Source organism: Schaalia odontolytica (genome assembly GCF_031191545.1).
GTDB lineage: Bacteria > Actinomycetota > Actinomycetes > Actinomycetales > Actinomycetaceae > Pauljensenia > Pauljensenia odontolytica.
Window position 1 is genome coordinate 1,866,210 of record NZ_CP133472.1, and the last position, 18,327, is coordinate 1,884,536.

The following is an 18,327-nucleotide window of genomic DNA, read 5'->3' on the forward strand; positions in this document are numbered from 1 at the left end:
GCCCGTAGGACGCGAAGAACCCGGCCTCGTCCCCGATGGGGAACGGGGCCGGGCTTCTTGTTGAGGCCGGCGCGCGGTCGCGCGGGGCGAGTCCTACACTCCGTCGACCTGGTTGAGGTCCGAGGCAGTGAGCGTGCCCGCGCGGAGCTTGGCGAAAAAGTCGTCTGCGGTCGTGTCACGCAGTAGCACGGCCGAGGCCCCGGCGTTCGTGGTGAAGTTCAGCGACTCGATCGGGGGAACACCCATCATCTGGTTCGACGATGCGCTGCGCAGCGCCCACACGAGGGAAGCGACCGAGAGGACCGAAGAATCCTCGTCCACCGTGAATGACCGGGAGCCGGCGCGCTCCACGCGCAGCGTCTTCACGGGGTTAACGAGGGTCGACGGCGAAGCAGCCGAGGAAATGACCTTCGAAATCACCTGACGCTGGCGCTTTGTACGGCCGATGTCGCCCTCGGGATCCTGGTAGCGCATGCGAGAGAACTGCAGGGCGGTCGTACCGTCTACCGTGTGGCAGCCGGCGGTCCACTTCAGGCCGGAATACTGGTCGTCCGCGTCGTTGTCGTAGCACAGCTCGACGCCGCCGACGGCATCCACCATGTCCGGTACGGCACCCATGCCGATCTGAACGAAGTGATCGACGGTCAGGCCGGTGAGCTTCTCCACGGTCTCCACGAGCAGCTGCGGGCCGCCGTATGCGTAGGAAGCATTGATCTTGTCCCAGCCCACTCCCGGTATCTGCGCGTAGGTGTCTCGGGGGATTGAGAGGGCGACAGCCTGCCCGTTCGGGGCAACGTTGACGAGCATGATGGAGTCGGCGCGTTCGGACTCGTCGAAGCCATCCTTGACGGCACCGTCGGCGCGGGAGTCTGATCCGGCCAGCAGGTATGTCGTTCCCGCGGTGTCGGCTGCTCCGGACAGCGCGCTGACGCGGCCCATGTTGGAATTGGCGTCCCACACGAGGAAACCACCCCAAGCGAGGATGACGACCAGAATCAGACATAGGGTCTTCAGGATCGGGTGGCGGCGCTTCCTGCGGCGCGCTTTGGCTGCCGGAGCGGAGGGAGCGACGGGCGCGGGTGGTGCCGCAGGCGTGCTCTGGGAACGATTGATCGTCACCTGGCGAGGTCCGTTTCCGGACGGCGCGTAGGTGTTCGAGCCGGCAGTACGGCCGGATCCCGGCGCATACGATGGAGGGTTCGACGCAGAGGCCGGCTGGAACGAGGGCGGCTGCGGTGCCGGAGCGCGGCGCGGGAAAATCGACTGAGGCTCGCGTTGCGGCTGGTCGAGCGTGCGCGGCATCAACGGACGCGAGGCATCGGCCTCGTGATCGGAGATTCTCCACATCTGTGGCGCCAAGGCTTCAGGAGGGGGAGTAGGAGCGCTGCTTGGCACCTCTTCACCGACGACGTGAGCGTCGTCGGATCCTGGGCGGCGCCGTTTCGGGTCCGGAGCGAAAGAAGGAGGATTGCTCATTGGTTCCTCGGCGGACAAGTAGCTGCATTCTGCTTGGCAGCTTCCTCGTTGGCAGCGTTATTGTCGACGGAGGCGGACTGCTCGGTGTTGTCCGTGGAGGATGCCTCCGACCCGGGAGTGGTTGCCGGATCCGTGGCCGATGCGCTCGCAGACGGAGCGGGGGTTGCGGTCGGGTCGGGGACCACGAGCTGCGCGCCGTTGCCATCGGTGTAGGTCGTGCCCACGGGCAGGGCCTGGTCGTTCTCCAGGGCGCTCCACACGTTGCGGGCCATCGGCTCGGAAGGAATGCGGCGGTTGGGATCCCAGGAGGGCTCCTCGACCGGCATGGTGACGAACTGGATGTTGGAGCGGTCGACCTTCTGCAGCACGTTGATGAGCAGGGAAGCGTCCGAGCTGGCATTTCCCAGGTTCGAGGAAACGTTCACGGCGGAAATCGCGGCCTGCAGGAAGTTGATGAGCGAGCCGGGGTCCGTCACGTAGTTCTTCGACTGCAGCTCGCGTAGCATGGCGGAAATCAGCTGCTGCTGGCGGCCGATTCGTGAAATATCGGAGCCGTCTCCCTGGGCCTTGCGCGAGCGCATGTAGGCGAGAGCGTGCGTGCCCGACAGCTTCCAGCAGCCCTCGTCGATGTAGAGCTGGGCGGACTCGTCATCGATGCGTTCGGGAATGTTGAACCAGACGCCGCCGAGAGCGTCGATCATGTTAATAAAGCCCGCGAAATCAACGACCATGAAGGCGTCGATGGTCATGCCGGAGAGTTTTTCGACGGTCGAGCGGACGCAGGCAATGCCGGGGGCAATATCTTCTGGAGAGTCGCCGCCGTCCGCGCCGTAGAACATGGCGTTGTTGAACATCTCCTCGCTGACGGGCTCGCTGGTGGAGCCGTCGCGGTGCATGCATGCGGGGATGTCTACCAGCGTGTCGCGGGGAATAGACACGATTTGCACTCGGGAGCGGTCGGCGCTGACGTGAATCACCATCGTCGAGTCGTTGCGCAGGCCGGGAACGTCCTCCTCGTCACCTGCGCCGAGTTCACCACTGGCACCGTTACGGGAATCGGTGCCGACCACGAGAATGTTGACGGCGCGGCCATCGAAGGAATCGGGTGTTGCCCTGTTTTGTTCCTCGGTCGTGTACGCGTTGATGTCGACGACGCGGTCGGCGAACTGAGTGCTCAGCCTGGCGTAGACGAAACCCGCCGAGGACACGACGAAGAGCACGCCGGCCAGGAGCGCGGCGAGCGAGCCGCGCAGGAGGCCGAAGCGTCCATAGTTGACGGCCGAGTGCTGGATCGGTCGTAGATTCACGTTACTCATCATTTGTAACCATATCGTTATCTGACGTATTTGTCGGGAAATCGGGGCCGTTAGCGGCGAGTTCCACTCCGCGTGCATCACGCTTCGAGCTGGTCGCGGCGCCGTTGCTGTCGACCTGAGTATCGGGCGGAAGCACGTGCGCGAGGGCAAGGGAACGGGCCAGAGTCGCCATGCGTGCCTCTGCCCTCGCCTCGCGTCGGTAACCGGTCACCATCTGCGCGATAAACGCCACGACCAGGCCGTAGACGATCAGGTTGACCCCTCGCTCCACACCGATGGCACGCGCGACGGTGTTTGCCAGGGTGGGGACGAGGATAGCCACGACGGCTGCCACTACGAGGAATCCGATACCGATGCGGCGCACCGCCAGCGACGAGGCCGAGGAGACGGGTCGCACCAGCCACCAAGCGGTGATAGCGAGGGCGATGAGTAACAGGATGCGAATCACGAGGTAAGCGCTCATCGTCCCCCCAACGCCAGGTCCACGACGATGTTGACGGAGTTGAGCAGGGGTTGCCCCTTGGCCCGCGAGTAGTCCGTGTAGGAGATCGACACTGGGTGCTCGGCGCCGGGCAGGTTACTGCCAGCCAGCTGCGAGACGATCTGCGAGGCATGTGCCATGCGTGCATGGGTCAGGTGGACGTGGGCCAGGGCGTCGGCGCGGATTACACGCAGCCCGTTGTGGGTGTCCGTGAGGGCCATGCCCGTGCGCAGGCGCGCGGCGAGTGCCCCCATGCGCAGAATTGCACGCTTGGCGGCACCGACGCGCGCGCTTGCCCCGTCGAGGAAACGGGAACCAAGGACGAAAGCGAGGTCCTCCTTGCGCGCCCGATCCACCATCGCCGCCGCATCAGTGGGATCGTGCTGACCGTCGGCATCGAAGGTGACGACATAGCGAGCGCCGCGCGCGAGCGCCGCCTCGAAGCCGGTCTGCAACGCCGCACCCTGACCGAGGTTGACGGGGTGGGAAGCCGTGTATGCACCCGCAGCGCGGGCGCGGGCCGCCGTGTCGTCGATCGACGCGTCATCGACGACGAGCACCTGCGGGAAAAGGGTAAGCACGCCCGCGACGACACCCCCGATCACGGGTGCCTCGTTAAACGCGGGGATAACGACCCACGTGTCGGAGCGCATCTGCATTCGATTAGTGTCGCACATCGGGACGGGCGCGCGCCTATAGTGTTGGGTATCCGAGAGCACACCCGCGCGTGCAGTGACAACGATAGGGAGACACCGTGATCGAGCCCAGCGCCGATGTGGCACCCAGCGCGATTGTCGCGCCCAGCGCCCGCGTGTGGCACCTCGCTCAGGTGCGCGAGGAAGCAGTCATCGGGGAGGAGACGATCGTTGGGCGAGGGGCCTACATCGGAGAAGGCGTTCGTGTTGGTAATCGTTGCAAGATCCAGAACTACGCCCTCGTCTACGAACCCGCGTCCCTGGCGGACGGAGTGTTCGTCGGCCCCGCTGCTGTATTCACGAACGACCATTGCCCCCGCGGGATCAACGCCGATGGCACTCTGAAGAGTGCGAGCGACTGGGATCGCGTCGGCGTCACCGTCGAGCGAGGTGCCGCCATCGGCGCGCGTGCCGTCTGCGTGGCACCCGTGCGAATCGGCGCGTGGGCGTCGGTCGGTGCGGGTGCCGTCGTCACCCGTGATGTGGCCCCCTACGCGCTCGTCGTCGGCGTTCCAGCGCGCCGCGTCGGGTGGGTCGGCGAGGCCGGCGTGCCCCTCCAGGATGCCGGGAACGAGGCCGCGGAACGCACGTGGGTGTGTCCTGCCTCGGGCCGACGCTACGTCGAGCGAGACGGTGCCCTCTCGCCGGAGGAACCCCAGGTCTCGTCCCCGAAGAAGACCGTGACGTTCGACCAAACCCGTGAGGAACAGCAGTGACCCAGCCGTTCATTCCGCCCGCACGCCCGATCATTGGTGAGGAGGAGATCGACGCGGTCGCGGCCGTCATGCGAACCGGCATGATCGCCCAGGGGCCGCAGGTCGCCGCCTTCGAGCAAGAGTTCTCCGCCGCCCTCGTCCCCGGAACCCACGCCGTCGCGGTGAACTCGGGAACCTCGGCGCTGCACCTGGGCCTGCTCGCCGCCGGAATCGGACCGGGGGACGAAGTCATCGTTCCCTCCTTCACCTTCGCTGCTACCGCGAACTCGGTGGCGATCACGGGAGCGAGCCCCGTGTTCGCCGACATTGACCCGCTCACGTTCACGCTGTCGCCGGCCGCCGTCGAAGCCGCGATCACGCCGCGCACGCGCGCCATCATGCCCGTCCACCTCTACGGGCACCCCGCGCCCATGGACGCGCTCCAGGCGATCGCCGACGCACATGGACTCATGGTCTTCGAGGATGCCGCCCAGGCCCACGGTGCGACCCTGCACGGGCGCGCGGTCGGCTCCTTCGGTACCTTCGCGGCCTTCTCCTTTTACCCGACTAAGAACATGACCAGTGGGGAGGGAGGCATGGTCACCTCCGCCGACCCCGAGGTCATCCGCAGCGTGAAGCTCGCGCGCAACCAGGGGATGGAGACCCGCTACGCCAACGAGAGGGTGGGCCTGAACAATCGCATGACCGACATCCACGCGGCCATCGGGCGTGTGCAGCTCACCAAGGTCGGCTCGTGGACGCGCAAGCGCCAGGACAACGCCGCCTTCCTGAGCGCCCACCTGCGCGGCGTCACCGTCCCGCACGTTTCCCCCGGAGCTACACACGTCTACCACCAGTACACGATCCGCGTGGGACAGGACCGCGACGGATTCGCCACCGCCCTGCGCGAGGAATACGGCGTCGGATCGGGCGTCTACTACCCGATCCCGAACCACGAGCTGCCCTCCCTCGCTCGCTTCGCCCCCGGCCTGGAGCTGCCGGCTACGCGCGAGGCTGCCGACCAAGTCCTCTCCCTGCCCGTCTACCCGTCGCTGACAGCCTCCGAGCTCGAACGCATCGTCGAGGCCGTCAACGCGCTCGCGGAAGCGGGGGCCTGACATGAGCATTCGCCTGGGAATCCTCGGCATCGGCTCGATGGGCCGACACCACGTGCGCAACGCCCGCGCAACGCGGGGCGTGGACCTCGTTGCCCTCGCGGACCCGGGCGGCGACCGTTTCGGCGTGGCTGGCGACCTGCCCGTCTTGGGCGGTGTCGAAGAACTCGTCGAGGCTGGCATTGACGCCGCGATCGTCGCCGCCCCGACCGCTCACCACGAGGCCGCCGCCCTGGCGTTGGCCGAGGCCGGGGTGCACACGCTCGTCGAAAAGCCGCTTGCCATGAGCGTGGAAGCAGGCCAGCGTATCCGCGACGCCTTCGCCAGTGCAGGCCTCGTGGGTGCCGTCGGCTACGTCGAGCGCTGCAACCCGGCGCTCATCGACATGCGCAGGCGCATCGCGGAGGGACAGCTCGGGGAGATCGAGCAGATTGCGACGCGTCGCCAGTCGCCATTCCCCGCCCGGATCAGCGATGTTGGCGTGGTTAAGGACCTGGCAACCCACGACGTGGACCTGGCCGCGTGGGTGGCCGGTGCCCCCTACGAGAGCATCTACGCGCGCACGTCCGCGCGCTCGGGCAGGCCGCACGAAGACATGATGGTCGCCTCGGGGGTGCTTGCTGGCGGTATCCTCGTCAACCACCTTGTCAACTGGCTGACCCCCTACAAGGACCGCACGACGATCGTCACGGGCGAGCGGGGTGCGCTCGTCGCCGACACCGCGATGGGGGACCTGACCTTCTACGAGAACGGACACGCGCCCCTGCAGTGGGACGCCATCGCGGCCTTCCGCGGGGTGAGCGAGGGGCAGGTCGTACGCTACGCCCTCACCAAGCGCGAGCCCCTCGCCCTCGAGCACGAGCGTTTCCGCGACGCGATCCTCGGAGTGGGAAGCGAGCACGTGACGATGGAACAGGCCTTGGACAACCTGCGTGTCGTCGAGGCCATCCTGTCCTCAGCCGCCACCGGCCGCTCCGTCGACCTGTAGAGCGCGGCGTTAGCGCGTCACGTCGGCGTAGATTGCGCGCAGCTGATCCACGGATCCTCGCAGCGAGTGCTCGCGTGCTACCCACGCCCGGCACGCCGCTCCTCGATCCGCGCGTTCGTCCTCCGACCAGGCCAAGGCCTCGTCGATGGAGCGAGCGAGAGCGTCCGGCGAGTGCTCCTGCGTGAGCAGCGAGGCTCCCGGTGTCACCATCTCCGGCGTGCCTCCCGTGGAATAGGCGATGACGGGAACGCCGCACGCCTGCGCCTCGAGCAGCACGAGGCCGGCGGCCTCCTGCCGGCCTCGCGTCGGCTTCGTGGGAAGGACGAGGACATGGGCGCGGCGCATCCACTCGCGCACACCCTCGCGATCCAACGACCCCGCGAACGTGACGTGGGCGGGTGCGTGTGCGCGCAGCCATGTCGCCAACGGCCCGTTGCCGACGAGGATGAGGCGATGCGGGCGGCGTCCGACGAGGGCGGTGGATGCGCGGGCCAGGTCGTCTACCCCCTTGAGGCTGCTGAGCGCGCCCACGAAGAGGACGATGGGTTCCCCGCTCGATTCTGTGCGGTCGGGGGCGCTCGGTGTCCACCAGTGGGTGTCCACGCCCTGATAATGCACATTCAGCCGCTCCCGAGCGGCCCCGGCGCCCAAGGCGACATCTGCCAGGTAGCGGGAGACCGCCAGCAATCGGCTCGCCCCCTCGAAAGCCACCCGTTGATTGTGGGCGTTCCACACGCCGCCCGCTCCGCGCCCGAGCCGCGGATACGCGTCCCCGCCGTGCAGCGTCACCACGAGGGGGACCCCCGCGTCCCGCGCGGCACCGACGGCAGGCAGCGACCAAGTCGCCTGGTGCTGATGAACGATGTCTGGATGCCACGCGGTGATCGCGCGGCGCATCCGGCCCAGGCCTCGTGCCTGCGCGGCCACGCGAAAGGGGAGGGGCGAGCCGAGCGCGCGGGGCGCGGCCTCGTCAACGGGGATCGTCGCCGTCGGATCGCCCAGGCGCGCCGCGAGCGTGAAAGCCCGCCAATCCAGCTCCGGCATCGCGAGGGCGTGCGAGAGTGCAAAGTACGTCGGGGGAACCAGCAGGGTTCCCTTGGCCAGGGCGACCCTCACGAGAGCCACCGGCGGGTGGGAGCGGAGCGGGGAGCGGGCATGCCACCATCCTAGGGGCAAGCCGCGCGCCCCAGGTGATTAAATGAGTCCATGACGAACGAACCTGCACGCCCCGCCCGCTCGGGCGTCCTCGCGCAGGTTCTCACCCTCCTGAGCGGTACGCTCCTGGCCCAGTTCATCGCCTTCGGTGCTCAGATCGGTATCGCCCGCCTCTACACGGATACGGATCTGGGGTACCTGGGCATCTTCACCTCCGCGGCCACGCTCGGCGCGGCCGTCGCTGGCGCGCGCTTCGACCTCAGCATCGTCCTGCCCGCACCGGGCGATGAGGCCTCGGCCCGCTCCCTGGCCCGCCTGGCCTCGCTTTGCGTGCTCGTCGCCTCCGCGCTGGCTACCCTGATCGCGGCCGCCGCCTGGCCGTGGGTATCCGCGCGCTACGGTCATGCGCTCGCGGGCTGGCTGCTCGCCGTCGGCGTCTCCGTCCTATTTCTGGCTCAGGGGCAGGTGTGCTCCTACTGGCTGACCCGTCGCCGGCGGTTCCGGGCGATCGCAAGCTCATCCGTCGTTCGTTCACTCGCTATCGCTTCTGTGCAGTTGGTCTGCGGTTTCGCCGCCGGCGGTGGCCTGGGAAGCGCGATTGGGGCGACGATCGCGGGGCAGGGTCTCGCCGTCGCCTACCTGTCGTGGTGTGCCCGAGATGCCCGCGAGCGCGAGGCTGAGGACCCGCCCCTGCGTGAGGTGGCCTCGAGATACCGGAAAATGGCCCTCGTGGGTGTGCCGAACGTCGTTGTCGACGCGGTGCGCACGAGCGCGATCCCCATGCTCATCGCCACGTATTCCGTGGCCTCGCTCGGTCAGTTCAACATGGCATGGTTGGCCCTACAGGCACCGGTCGCCCTCATCGCTGGGGCGCTGTCCCAGGTCTACCTGCCGCGCCTGTCCGATACCCGTCCCGGTGAGATGACCCGTGTTGTCGTGCGCGTTGGGTGTTTCGCGCTTGCCTGCTCGATTCCGGTGTTTGCTTTTCTCGCCTGCGTCAGCCCCGCGCTCTTCCCCCTCGTATTTGGGCAGCGTTGGGAGGAGGCCGGATATTTTGCTCGCTCCCTAGCCCCGTGGCTGGCCCTTACGGTCGCGACCTCCCCGCTGTCCAACGTGTTCGTGGCGACCTATCATCAGCGCCGCATGCTGGCCTTCGCGTGCCTGTATTGCGTGGCTCCGCTCACGTGGCTTGCCTGCAGTCCCTACGGTGTGGAGACCACGGTCGCCGTGCTTGGTGCCCTCATGGCGGTCTTACTGGTGGGCTTGCTCGTCATGGCCTGGGCGACGGCGCGCGCTTACGACCGAGGCGAGAATCGATCCTGAAGGCAATTGCACGCGACATGAGTGGGGAAGTGCCGCTGGTGTGCGATGGTCGCGGCGATAGCCCGATAACGGCATGCTAGCCGCGGGTGGCTCGCTTGTGAGCGAGAGCCCGGACGTAGGCCTCGCGCAGGCGCGCTGCCCCTTCCTCCCACGTGGGAATCGCGGGAGCGGTGAAAGCCTCGATGTGTGTCCGCGTGATGCGTTCCAGGGTGCACGCAAGGTCGCGCTCGGGATCCTCCAGCACCCACGTGTCGGCCTGATCGCCCAGGTATCGGCGGGCCTCGGAGAGGGGAGAACACAGCGCGGGCACCCCGGCCGCGAAGGCCTCCATCATCTTGTTGGGTGTGGACATGCGATGCGACAGACACCCGGATTCGATGAGGCACAGTGCCACGTCTGTCCCGCGCGTCAACGCCAGAACCCGGTCCGGCTCTACGGGCGGCAGGTGGTGGATGTTCGGGTACATTGCGGCCGCCCGTTCGACCTCGGGCAGCAGTGCGCCCGAGCCGACGAAGACGACGTGCGCGCGGCTCACCTGCGCAAAAGCGCGCAGAATCAAGGGAATATTACGCCCCGGTGCCAAGTAACCCGAATGCAGGTACAGGAGTGATTCCTCCGGAATCCCCAAACGTGCGCGCAGGTCAATGACTCCGTCCGCGCCCGTCGGGGCATTCGTCACCACGACCGGATCCACGCCCGGGTAGGCGTTGCGGTACCACTGCGCGATCGACTCGTTGACCACGGACACCACGTCCGCCCGGTGGATATAGCGGCGTTCGATTACGCGCTGGAGGCGCTGGCGTAGGCCCGCCGACCCCACCGTCTCCGTCTCGAGCTCGTGGGCGTTGTAGGCGAACACCGCGCCCGTGCGCCGTGCCAGCGCGTGTGCGAGGGGAAGGAGGAAGAGGTTCTGCGCGGAGACGGCAGCAACGCGCTGCCCTGCGAACCGCCGGTACACGCGAGCGCCCCACGCCGCGACGACCCTCGCCCCGCCCAGGGGCGCGCCCAGGGAAGTACCCCGCACGCGCGTCAGGAGGATTGTGGGGGCCACGGCCTCGTCCGCGGGTAGGCCGCCCTGGTCGATGCCGACGATGTGGGTCTGGGAAAACAGCGGGGCCAGCGAGCGCGCGATCTTCACCAGGCGTCCGGGCGAGGCCAGGTTCGACGGGTAGAGCAGGAGATTGAGCGCGCGATCCACGCCCCCATTGTAGGAGGCGCGGGGAACTACACTGGAGGGGAACAACGAGGCCGGAGACGGAAAGGGGGCCCCATGCGCATCGCGGTCGTCGGCATGGGCAAGATCGGTCTGCCGCTGGCGGTGCACTACGCGCGCGGCGGGCATACGGTCGTTGGCGTCGACGTGAACCCCCGAGTGGTCGCCCTCATCAACGGAGGAGTCGAGCCATTCCCGGGCGAGGCGCACCTGGCGGAGTACCTGCCCCCGCTCGTCTCATCCGGCGCCCTGCGCGCCACGACCGAGTACGCCGAGGCGATCCCCGGTGCCGACGCCATCGTCATGGTCGTCCCTCTTGTCGTCGATGACCGCAGTCGCCCCGACTTCACCATGATGGACGCGGCCACCCGCTCCATGGCAGCGTACCTGAGCCCCGGCACCCTCATTTCCTACGAGACGACCCTTCCCGTGGGCACGACGCGCGGGCGCTACAAGCCCCTCATCGAGGAAGTCTCCGGACTGGCCGAGGGCCGCGACTGTGACATCGTGTTCTCCCCGGAGCGCGTCCTCACCGGCCGGGTCTTCGCCGACCTGGCGCGCTACCCGAAGCTCGTGGGTGGGCTCAGTGAATCCGGCGAGGCGCGCGGCGTTCGCTTTTATGAAGCTGTCCTCTCCTTCGATCAGCGCGACGACCTGCCGCGCCCCAACGGCGTGTGGCCGATGGGCGGGGCGGAGGCTGCCGAGATGGCAAAGCTCGCCGAGACGACCTACCGGGACGTCAACATCGGCTTGGCCAACCAATTCGCTCGCTACGCGGACGCGGCCGGTATCGACGTCGCGCGCGTTATTGAGGCCTGCAATTCCCAGCCCTACTCTCACATCCACAGGCCCGGTATCGCGGTAGGCGGCCACTGCATCCCCGTCTACCCGCGCCTGTACCTGGCCGGAGACCCGAACGCGACCGTCGTGGCCGCCGCGCGCGCCGCCAACGCTGCCATGCCCGCCTACGCGGTCTCCCGCGCCACCTCCCTGATGGGCTCCCTTGAGGGGCTTCGTGTCGCCGTCCTGGGTGCCGCCTACCGTGGCGGGGTCAAGGAAACAGCGTTCTCTGGCGTCTTCGGCGTCGTCCAGGCGCTGCACGAGGCCGGCGCGCATTCCAGTGTTCACGATCCGCTGTATTCCGATGACGAACTGGCGGCCTTCGGGTGGGAGGCCTACCACCTTGGTGAGCCGGTAGACGTCGCCATCGTCCAGGCCGACCACGCCACCTACCGCGACCTGGTCCCCAGCGACCTGCCCGGGCTGCGCCTCCTCGTCGACGGCCGCGCCATCACTTCTCCCGAGGCCTGGATCGGCACCCCGCGCATCACCATCGGTGGGGGAGCGGCTCCGGCATGTTAGTCACCCTGGCGACACGCACCTTTACACCCGAGCCGACGGCCGCCGCGCTGCGCCTCGGGGCGCTCGCTCGCGCACTCGCCGCAGGTGGAGATAGGGTTCGGGTCCTCACGTCGCGCCTGGCGCCCACCGTCGCCCGCGACGCGCGAGAAAACGGACAAGCCGGCGATGATGCTGGCCGCAATCGCGGCCTCGTCGAGGTGCGTCGTGCCCCGGTCCTGCGCGACCCTACGGGAGCGGTGCGCGGCTACCTCTCCTACCTGTCCTTCGATGTCCCCCTGGTGTTGAGGCTGCTCACGACTCCCCGCCCCGACGTGGTCGTCTGCGAGCCCCCGCCAACGACCGGCGTCGCCGTACGCCTCGCGTGCGCGGCGCGCCGCGTCCCCTACGTCTACTACTGTGCCGACATCGTCTCGGATGCCGCGGCGCTCGCGGGTGTGCCCGGCATTGTCGTGCGAGCGGTCGTAAGCCTGGAGTCTTTCGCGCTGAGGGGAGCTCGCCGAGTCATCGCTGTCTCCGACGGGGTCGCTCGTCGCGCGAGGGAGTTGGGGGCCTGCGACGTCGCGGTTGTCCCTAACGGGGTGGGTGTGCCCGAGGCGGTGGCCTCCGGTGATCCCGACGGCTTCCCCGCCTGCGAAGGTCCCGTCTTCGTCTATGCGGGCACGGTCGCCCAGTGGCTCGCCCCGGAGGTCTTCGTCGAGGCTTTCGAGCGTGCGCATGGTCGGCTCGGGGATGCCCGACTCGTGTTTGTGGGGCAGGGGAGCGGATGGAATGAACTGGCGCAGCGGTCTCGAGGCGTGGTCGGCGTCGAGATGATCCCCGCCGTCAGCGCGGATGAGGCGGATCGGTGGATGGTGCGAGCCACTGCCACACTCGCCTCGCTGCGGCCGGGTGGGTATGACTATGCCTATCCGACGAAGATCCTTGCCTCCCTCGCGCAGGGGACGCCGGTCATCTATGCGGGTCGGGGCGCGGCCGCCCGCGATGTCGCAGACAACGGACTTGGGGTGGCGTGCTCTCTCGACTCCGATGCGATCGCCGAGGCAATGGTTGCCCTCGCGTCGGGTACCGCCCCCTGGGTGGGGGCCGAGGGGGCGCGTTCCTGGGTGCGCACGCACCGGTCGGTTGAGGCCTCGTCGCGCACTGCTGCCTCGGTGGTTCGGTCGGCTTTGTAGCCCTGCTGGGGGATGTTTGTCCCTCGTGAGCCCTCCTCGATGTGCGTGAGGTTTTTCATGCGCGATTTCTTTGCGGCTACGCGTGTTTCGGCGCAGTGCCAGGGCAGCTCGTCGGAGGTTGCGTGGCGTGGTGGGGTGAGCCGGCCTCGTCTCATAAGAGCGGAAATGATCTTCTAAGTTCGTGGCGGTCTATATATGTAACTATTTTCATGTTTACAGTTACAACATAAGTACCTACAATCACGACTGTCACATTAGCAACTCGAAGGATAACCATGCGCTCCTCGTGGAGGACACTCGTCGCCGGCCTGTCACTGGCCGTTGGGGCAGCCATTGCTGCCTTTGCGCCGCCGGCCCACGCTGCAGGCATTACCATCGCCATTGATCCCGGGCACGGAGGCTCTGACCCCGGTGCGGTCGCCAATGGCCTGCGTGAGAAGGACCTGACCCTTGCGGTATCTCTGGCCCTGAAGGAAGAACTCGAAAGTTACGACGGCGTGCGTGTGGTCATGACCCGCACGACGGACACCCGCCCCTCGGAGAACATCAGCACTGACCTCTCCAGCCGCGTCGACATGGCTGCCGCTGCGAATGCGGACGCCCTCGTCTCCATCCACTTCAACTCGGGCTCGCCGATCGCGAAGGGTGCCGAGGTCTGGTACGCGAACTCTTCCTCGTACAACTACGGTACCCACACGCAGGGACGCGCCCTGTCGGACGCGATCCAGAAACAGCTCACCGGCCTCGGACTGGCCGATCGCGGCATCAAGACGCGTGACAACCCCTACTATGACTACCCGGATGGCTCGACCGGCGACTACTACGCCATCATCCGTCAGTCCCGCGAGGAGAACATGACCGGCATCATCGTCGAGCATGCATTCCTCACGTCGCCCTCGGATGCTGCCCTCCTGCGCGACGAAAGCTTCGTGCGCTCCCTCGGTGTCGCCGATGCGACGGGCATCGCCCAGGCATATGGCCTGAGCAAGGGCACCTGGCGCGTCGCTGGTGACTCCTGGCGATTCATCTCTAACGGCGTAGCCAAGACCGGCTGGTTCTCCACCGGCGGTCGCTGGTACTGGGCTGGCTCCGACGAGCGCACCATCCGTGGCTGGTCGACCATCAACGGTCGACGCTACTTCTTTGACAGCTCGACCGCGATGGTCACGGGCTGGAAGAAGGACAATGACAAGTGGTACTACCTGCGTTCCGGCGGCGACATGGCCACCGGCTGGGTGAAGGTCGCCGGCTCCTGGTACTACATGGACTCTGAAGGCGTCATGCTCACCGGCTGGCTCAAGGATGGAAGCAACTGGTACTGGCTTCGTTCCAACGGAGCGGCGGCCACCGGCTGGACCAACGTCGCTGGTGCCTGGTACCTCTTCGAAGATGATGCGCGCATGCTCACCGGCTGGCAGCTGACCGAGGATGACAATCGCTGGTACTACATGCGACCCAACGGTCAGATGGTCACCGGATGGCTTCTGGACGGCGGCAAGTGGTACTACCTGGACGACGAAGGCGCTATGAAGACCGGCTGGACCAAGGTCGGTGACACGTGGTACCACCTGAGCTCCTCCGGCGCGATGAGCACCGGCTGGCTCCTGGATGGTGCATGGTACTGGCTGGACTCGAACTCGGGCGCCATGGCGACCGGCACGGTCACCGTCGAGGGCCGCGCGTCCACTTTCGCTTCGTCCGGCGCGTGGCTTGGCTATGCGGACGGCAGCGAGGCTCCGGCGGCCTCCCGTTCGGCCTCGAGCAGCGCGTCTGTCACGAATGCGTCCGGTCAGCGCCTCATCATGACCGCGCCCACCGCCTCGCGCGCGGAGCTCATCGACGCGATGGAAGAGGCCTGGGATGAGGCTGGCTACAGCTATCCGAGCGCTCTGAGTGCTGGCGGAGCCCAGACGATCCGCGAGTTCGCGTCCATCGTCTACGACGAGGCCGTGGCCGAGGGCGTGTCCCCCGAGCTGGTCTTCGTGCAGGCCATGAAGGAGACGGGCTGGCTGCGCTTTGGCGGCGACGTGTCCGTCAGCCAGTACAACTTCTCCGGCATCGGTGCAGTCGGTGGAGGCGCGAAGGGTGCCTCCTTCCCGGATGTGCGTACCGGCATTCGTGCCCAGGTCCAGCACCTGCGCGCCTACGCGGACTCCTCGGTGACCACGGCGTCGCTCACGAACCAGGTCGTCGACCCGCGCTTTGCGTACGTGCGCAAGGGTGCCGCGCCCGTGGTCGAACACCTGGGCATTCAGGAGAACCCCAACCACACCGGCTGGGCGGCGGCCAAGAACTATGGCTACGACCTGGTGTCCATGATGAAGGCCTACTTCTAAGGCCAATCCTTCAGTGACGAGGCCGGGGCCGGCCGCGCGAGAAAGCGTGGCTGGCCCCGGCTTCCTTTATCTGCGCCGCGCACATATGCTGCGCTCCGGCGCGGTATCTGCGCGAGCGACTACAATCTCAAAGAGCGGTAGGTCCCCGCGGCCTCGGGCCGCCTGCGCTGCGGACGACTAGGTGTCAACGACTTCGAATGGAGGTGCCCGGGCGATGAGCTCCTACAGCAAGACGTACGCGTCTGATCCCCAGCTCTGGGATGAGGGCCCAAGCTTCCTGCTGAAGTGTCAGTACACGGATGGGGCGCAGGCAGTGATTCTGTCCGGATGGCATCGCCGGGCGATGGAGTTCGAGAATCCGATCGTCATGCCCCCGCTGGACGACGATGAGGGCTACCGGTACTGCCCCATCGACATCGAATCCCATCGTAAGGACCCGTGGAGTGATATCGACAGGTACGAGCTCGAAGTGTCGCTCGACGGTGCGCACGACGGCGAGATCTCCTCGCTCCTCGAAATGCTCATGGCGCCGGCCGTCGCTCACGCGCTGATGGCATCCATGCCCGAGATGATTCAGCGGGTGTCTGCGAACAAAACGAATGTGCCCCTGCAGATCGATGCCGACACGCGGATCGCATACTTTGATCTGCTGACCCAGAACCTACCGGCCCGTTCCGGCGATACCTCTGAGCCGCTTCGTGCCCTCCATCGCTGGTGCCGGATCTTCGATATGGGCAACGGCACCGTCACGATCTATCAGCCGGTCGCGCCGCAGCAGCTCGACAATCTTCGCTGGCCACACAATGGCATCTGGCTGAACCGTGGGCAGGGGTACTTCACCGAACCTTCGGACGTGGGCGACATCGTTGAGGCGTTCTCGATCCCGATCAAGTACGAGCAATACAACCTCGAGAACTGGCGGATCGAGTTCGAATTCTGGGAGAACGAGCCCTTCCAGATCATGATCAGTGACGATTCTGAGGAAGCCGCCCAGCGCCTCGGGCGGGCGCAGCGAGAAATCGGCGTGCTCTCCCAGTTCGTGACGACGGCGTTCCTCGTGTCTAGGAACCTTGAACGCCGTTCCAAGGTCAACGAACTCGTGACCGGGAATGAGGCCCTGCAGGGCCTCGCGACGCGTAAGGTCGCCGAACTCAAGGCGACGATCGAAGAGTACCGACGGCTGCTCGAGCGGGCGTCCGGCCTGCTCGCGAACACCGCTCAGTCAGTCCAGGCCGTCGCGAACCAGGAGAATGCCGAGGCCGCAGAACGCACGAACACGTTCCTCACCTTCGCGTCCGCAGTCTTTTTCGTGCCGACGCTCATCATCTCTTTCTTCTCGATGTCCATCATTGGTCTCAACCAGGGCGAGACTCTTCCCTCGCTGTGGTTCGTGCTTGCCCTGTGCCTGGCGAGCGTGGTCGTCGCGATCGGCGCTCTTGTTGTCTTGAGGCGCCAGCTGAGGAAGAGTCGACATATGGCCCCAAGGAGGCGATGAGGATGTTCTCCACCATTGCGTCAGATGAGATCCGGCAGGCGCTGGAGCAGGTGTCGCGCCAGTACCTGGCCGGCAACCTCTCTCGGCCGCAGGCGGTCGCGCACTACGACACGAGCGATCTTGAAATCGGGATCACGTCCTATTCCGACGACGCGTGCGAGCAGCCGCACTTCCATACGCGAGCTACCGAGTACCAGTACATGCTGTCCGGCTGGACGCAGTACCTGGATGTGGACACCGGTGAGGAACATGAGTTTCGATCGGGCGACTTCTACGTCATCGAACCCGGAACGACGTACGCGCAGCGCTCGAAGCGGGGGACGCAGATCCTCTTCATCAAAGTTCCCTCCACCAACGACAAGAACGTCGTCACCCCCGGCCCGGATGTCGAGGCCTGGCTGACCTCGGCCCTGACGACGACGCGCGTAGACTACTCCCACGATCCCGATGCACCGGCGGCCAACTCGATCGTCCCCGCGGCAGCGGTCGCTATCGAGCACGAGGGTCACATCCTCATGCTCCAGCGCCGGGATAGCGGGAATTGGACGCTCCCTGGCGGCACCCTCGAATTCGGCGAAAGCCTCGCCGAATGCGTGGTTCGTGAGCTTCAGGAGGAGACCGGTCTCGACGTGCAGGTGAGCGGGATCGTCGGCACCTACACGGACCCGGACGTGCGCATCGCATACTCCGACGGGGAAGTACGACAGGAGTTCACCGTCGTGTTTCACGGGGTGTCCGAGGGCCGCGAGGTGTCCCTCGACTCCGAGTCCACGGGTTTCCAGTGGGTGCGCAAGGAGAAGCTCCTCGATCTGCGCCTCGCTGACTCTCAGCGCCGCAGACTGGCGGATCTCCTGCGGTATCTGGCCGACGGCACGCAAAGGATTGCATGATGACTGACTTGACGCCTGAAATCGGCATGGACGAGAACCGGCTGCGCCACTGCCATGGGGTGGGGATGAAAGCCTCCGAGCTGGGGCGAACCCTGTTTGGCTGGTCGGATGAGAAGTGCCGCGACATGTTCGTGATGGGCTACTTGCACGATGTTGGCTATCAATTTGCCCAGGAACAGTCCGAGCACGAGGAACTCGGAGGCACCCTGCTGCGTTCCCTGGGGTTCATGTATTGGGCGGAAATCTTCCACCACGGCAACCCCGACAGCGCCTACCAGTCGGATGAACTCCTGGTGCTCAATTTGGCGGACATGCTGATATCGAAGGACGGCAGTGCTACGACCATACCTGTGCGTCTTGCGGACATCGCGAGCCGCTACGGCGTTGAATCAACGCAGTATGTGGCGGCGAAGAAACTCGCAGATGTTCTCATCGCGCAGGTGCGGGAGATCGGCGGGTCGCAGGACGTCCTGAGCCAGCTGCTCTGAGCGCACGTTTGGGGCGAATCGGCTGCGTGCCTCAACAGTCCTCTGCGGCTCTGCCCACGCGGATAGGTTGTGCTCGCGGTCCGGTGACGAGCCTGATGTTGGTGGGATGCTCGTACGCGGATAGCTT

The 18,327-nt window shown here is 66.4% G+C and carries 16 protein-coding genes; 10 read left to right on the forward strand and 6 right to left on the reverse strand.

Features of this window, described 5'->3' with window-relative positions; all coding sequences use genetic code 11:
* Positions 1–93: 93 nt before the first annotated feature.
* The 4 genes from RDV55_RS07995 to RDV55_RS08010 are packed head-to-tail and all read right to left on the reverse strand — an operon-like array spanning position 94 to position 3,932.
* Complete coding sequence (locus RDV55_RS07995; RefSeq protein WP_111823710.1) at positions 94–1,476, reverse strand: LCP family protein; 1,383 nt, start codon at positions 1,474–1,476, stop codon at positions 94–96.
* Positions 1,473–2,792 carry an LCP family glycopolymer transferase gene (locus RDV55_RS08000; RefSeq protein WP_245907687.1) on the reverse strand — a complete coding sequence of 440 codons (1,320 nt, stop codon included), beginning with the start codon at positions 2,790–2,792 and terminating at the stop codon, positions 1,473–1,475. Before RDV55_RS08000 ends, RDV55_RS07995 begins: the two co-directional genes overlap by 4 nt.
* A complete protein-coding gene (locus RDV55_RS08005; protein WP_111823712.1) occupies positions 2,785–3,255 on the reverse strand; it encodes a DUF2304 domain-containing protein in 471 nt (156 codons plus the stop codon). The genes RDV55_RS08000 and RDV55_RS08005 overlap by 8 nt, the downstream gene beginning before the upstream one ends.
* Positions 3,252–3,932 (reverse strand): glycosyltransferase family 2 protein, encoded by a 681-nt coding sequence (locus tag RDV55_RS08010; RefSeq protein ID WP_174703812.1) that lies wholly within the window; start codon positions 3,930–3,932, stop codon positions 3,252–3,254. Before RDV55_RS08010 ends, RDV55_RS08005 begins: the two co-directional genes overlap by 4 nt.
* 95 nt (positions 3,933–4,027) lie before the next feature.
* Between RDV55_RS08010 and RDV55_RS08015 the strand changes: the two genes are divergently transcribed.
* The 3 genes from RDV55_RS08015 to RDV55_RS08025 are packed head-to-tail and all read left to right on the forward strand — an operon-like array spanning position 4,028 to position 6,766.
* The gene (locus tag RDV55_RS08015) at positions 4,028–4,684 is read left to right on the forward strand and encodes an acyltransferase (protein ID WP_111823714.1); all 657 of its coding nucleotides are present in this window, start codon (positions 4,028–4,030) and stop codon (positions 4,682–4,684) included.
* A complete protein-coding gene (locus tag RDV55_RS08020) occupies positions 4,681–5,781 on the forward strand; it encodes a DegT/DnrJ/EryC1/StrS family aminotransferase (RefSeq protein ID WP_111823715.1) in 1,101 nt (366 codons plus the stop codon). The genes RDV55_RS08015 and RDV55_RS08020 overlap by 4 nt, the downstream gene beginning before the upstream one ends.
* A gap of 1 nt (position 5,782) precedes the next feature.
* A complete protein-coding gene (locus tag RDV55_RS08025) occupies positions 5,783–6,766 on the forward strand; it encodes a Gfo/Idh/MocA family protein (protein ID WP_111823716.1) in 984 nt (327 codons plus the stop codon).
* A gap of 9 nt (positions 6,767–6,775) precedes the next feature.
* Here the strand turns inward: RDV55_RS08025 and RDV55_RS08030 are convergent, their stop codons facing one another.
* Positions 6,776–7,882, reverse strand: a complete 1,107-nt coding sequence (locus tag RDV55_RS08030) for a glycosyltransferase (RefSeq protein ID WP_111823814.1) — start codon at positions 7,880–7,882, stop codon at positions 6,776–6,778.
* Positions 7,883–7,972: 90 nt separating this feature from the next.
* On the opposite strand from RDV55_RS08030, the gene RDV55_RS08035 reads away from it, so the two are divergent.
* Positions 7,973–9,244, forward strand: coding sequence for an oligosaccharide flippase family protein (locus tag RDV55_RS08035; RefSeq protein ID WP_111823717.1), 1,272 nt, complete (start codon positions 7,973–7,975; stop codon positions 9,242–9,244).
* Between the two features lie 76 nt (positions 9,245–9,320).
* Here RDV55_RS08035 and RDV55_RS08040 read toward each other — a convergent pair whose 3' ends face one another.
* The gene (locus RDV55_RS08040) at positions 9,321–10,442 is read right to left on the reverse strand and encodes a glycosyltransferase (protein WP_245907688.1); all 1,122 of its coding nucleotides are present in this window, start codon (positions 10,440–10,442) and stop codon (positions 9,321–9,323) included.
* 72 nt (positions 10,443–10,514) lie between these two features.
* Here RDV55_RS08040 and RDV55_RS08045 point away from each other — a divergent pair, with 72 nt between their 5' ends.
* The 6 genes from RDV55_RS08045 (at position 10,515) to RDV55_RS08070 (ending at position 18,200) form a co-directional block, all read left to right on the forward strand.
* Positions 10,515–11,819, forward strand: a complete 1,305-nt coding sequence (locus RDV55_RS08045) for a nucleotide sugar dehydrogenase (RefSeq protein WP_111823719.1) — start codon at positions 10,515–10,517, stop codon at positions 11,817–11,819.
* Positions 11,813–12,991, forward strand: coding sequence for a glycosyltransferase (locus tag RDV55_RS08050; protein ID WP_111823720.1), 1,179 nt, complete (start codon positions 11,813–11,815; stop codon positions 12,989–12,991). The genes RDV55_RS08045 and RDV55_RS08050 overlap by 7 nt, the downstream gene beginning before the upstream one ends.
* A 275-nt stretch (positions 12,992–13,266) precedes the next feature.
* Complete coding sequence (locus RDV55_RS08055; protein ID WP_111823721.1) at positions 13,267–15,327, forward strand: N-acetylmuramoyl-L-alanine amidase; 2,061 nt, start codon at positions 13,267–13,269, stop codon at positions 15,325–15,327.
* Positions 15,328–15,541: 214 nt separating this feature from the next.
* Positions 15,542–16,822: a CorA family divalent cation transporter gene (locus tag RDV55_RS08060; RefSeq protein WP_111823722.1), complete on the forward strand. Its 1,281-nt coding sequence runs from the start codon at positions 15,542–15,544 to the stop codon at positions 16,820–16,822.
* Positions 16,823–16,824: 2 nt separating this feature from the next.
* On the forward strand, positions 16,825–17,712 hold the full coding sequence (locus RDV55_RS08065) for an NUDIX domain-containing protein (RefSeq protein WP_245907689.1): 888 nt from the start codon (positions 16,825–16,827) through the stop codon (positions 17,710–17,712).
* Entirely contained in the window at positions 17,709–18,200 is a 492-nt protein-coding gene (locus tag RDV55_RS08070) for an HD domain-containing protein (RefSeq protein WP_111823724.1), read from the forward strand. The genes RDV55_RS08065 and RDV55_RS08070 overlap by 4 nt, the downstream gene beginning before the upstream one ends.
* Positions 18,201–18,327 lie beyond the last annotated feature (127 nt).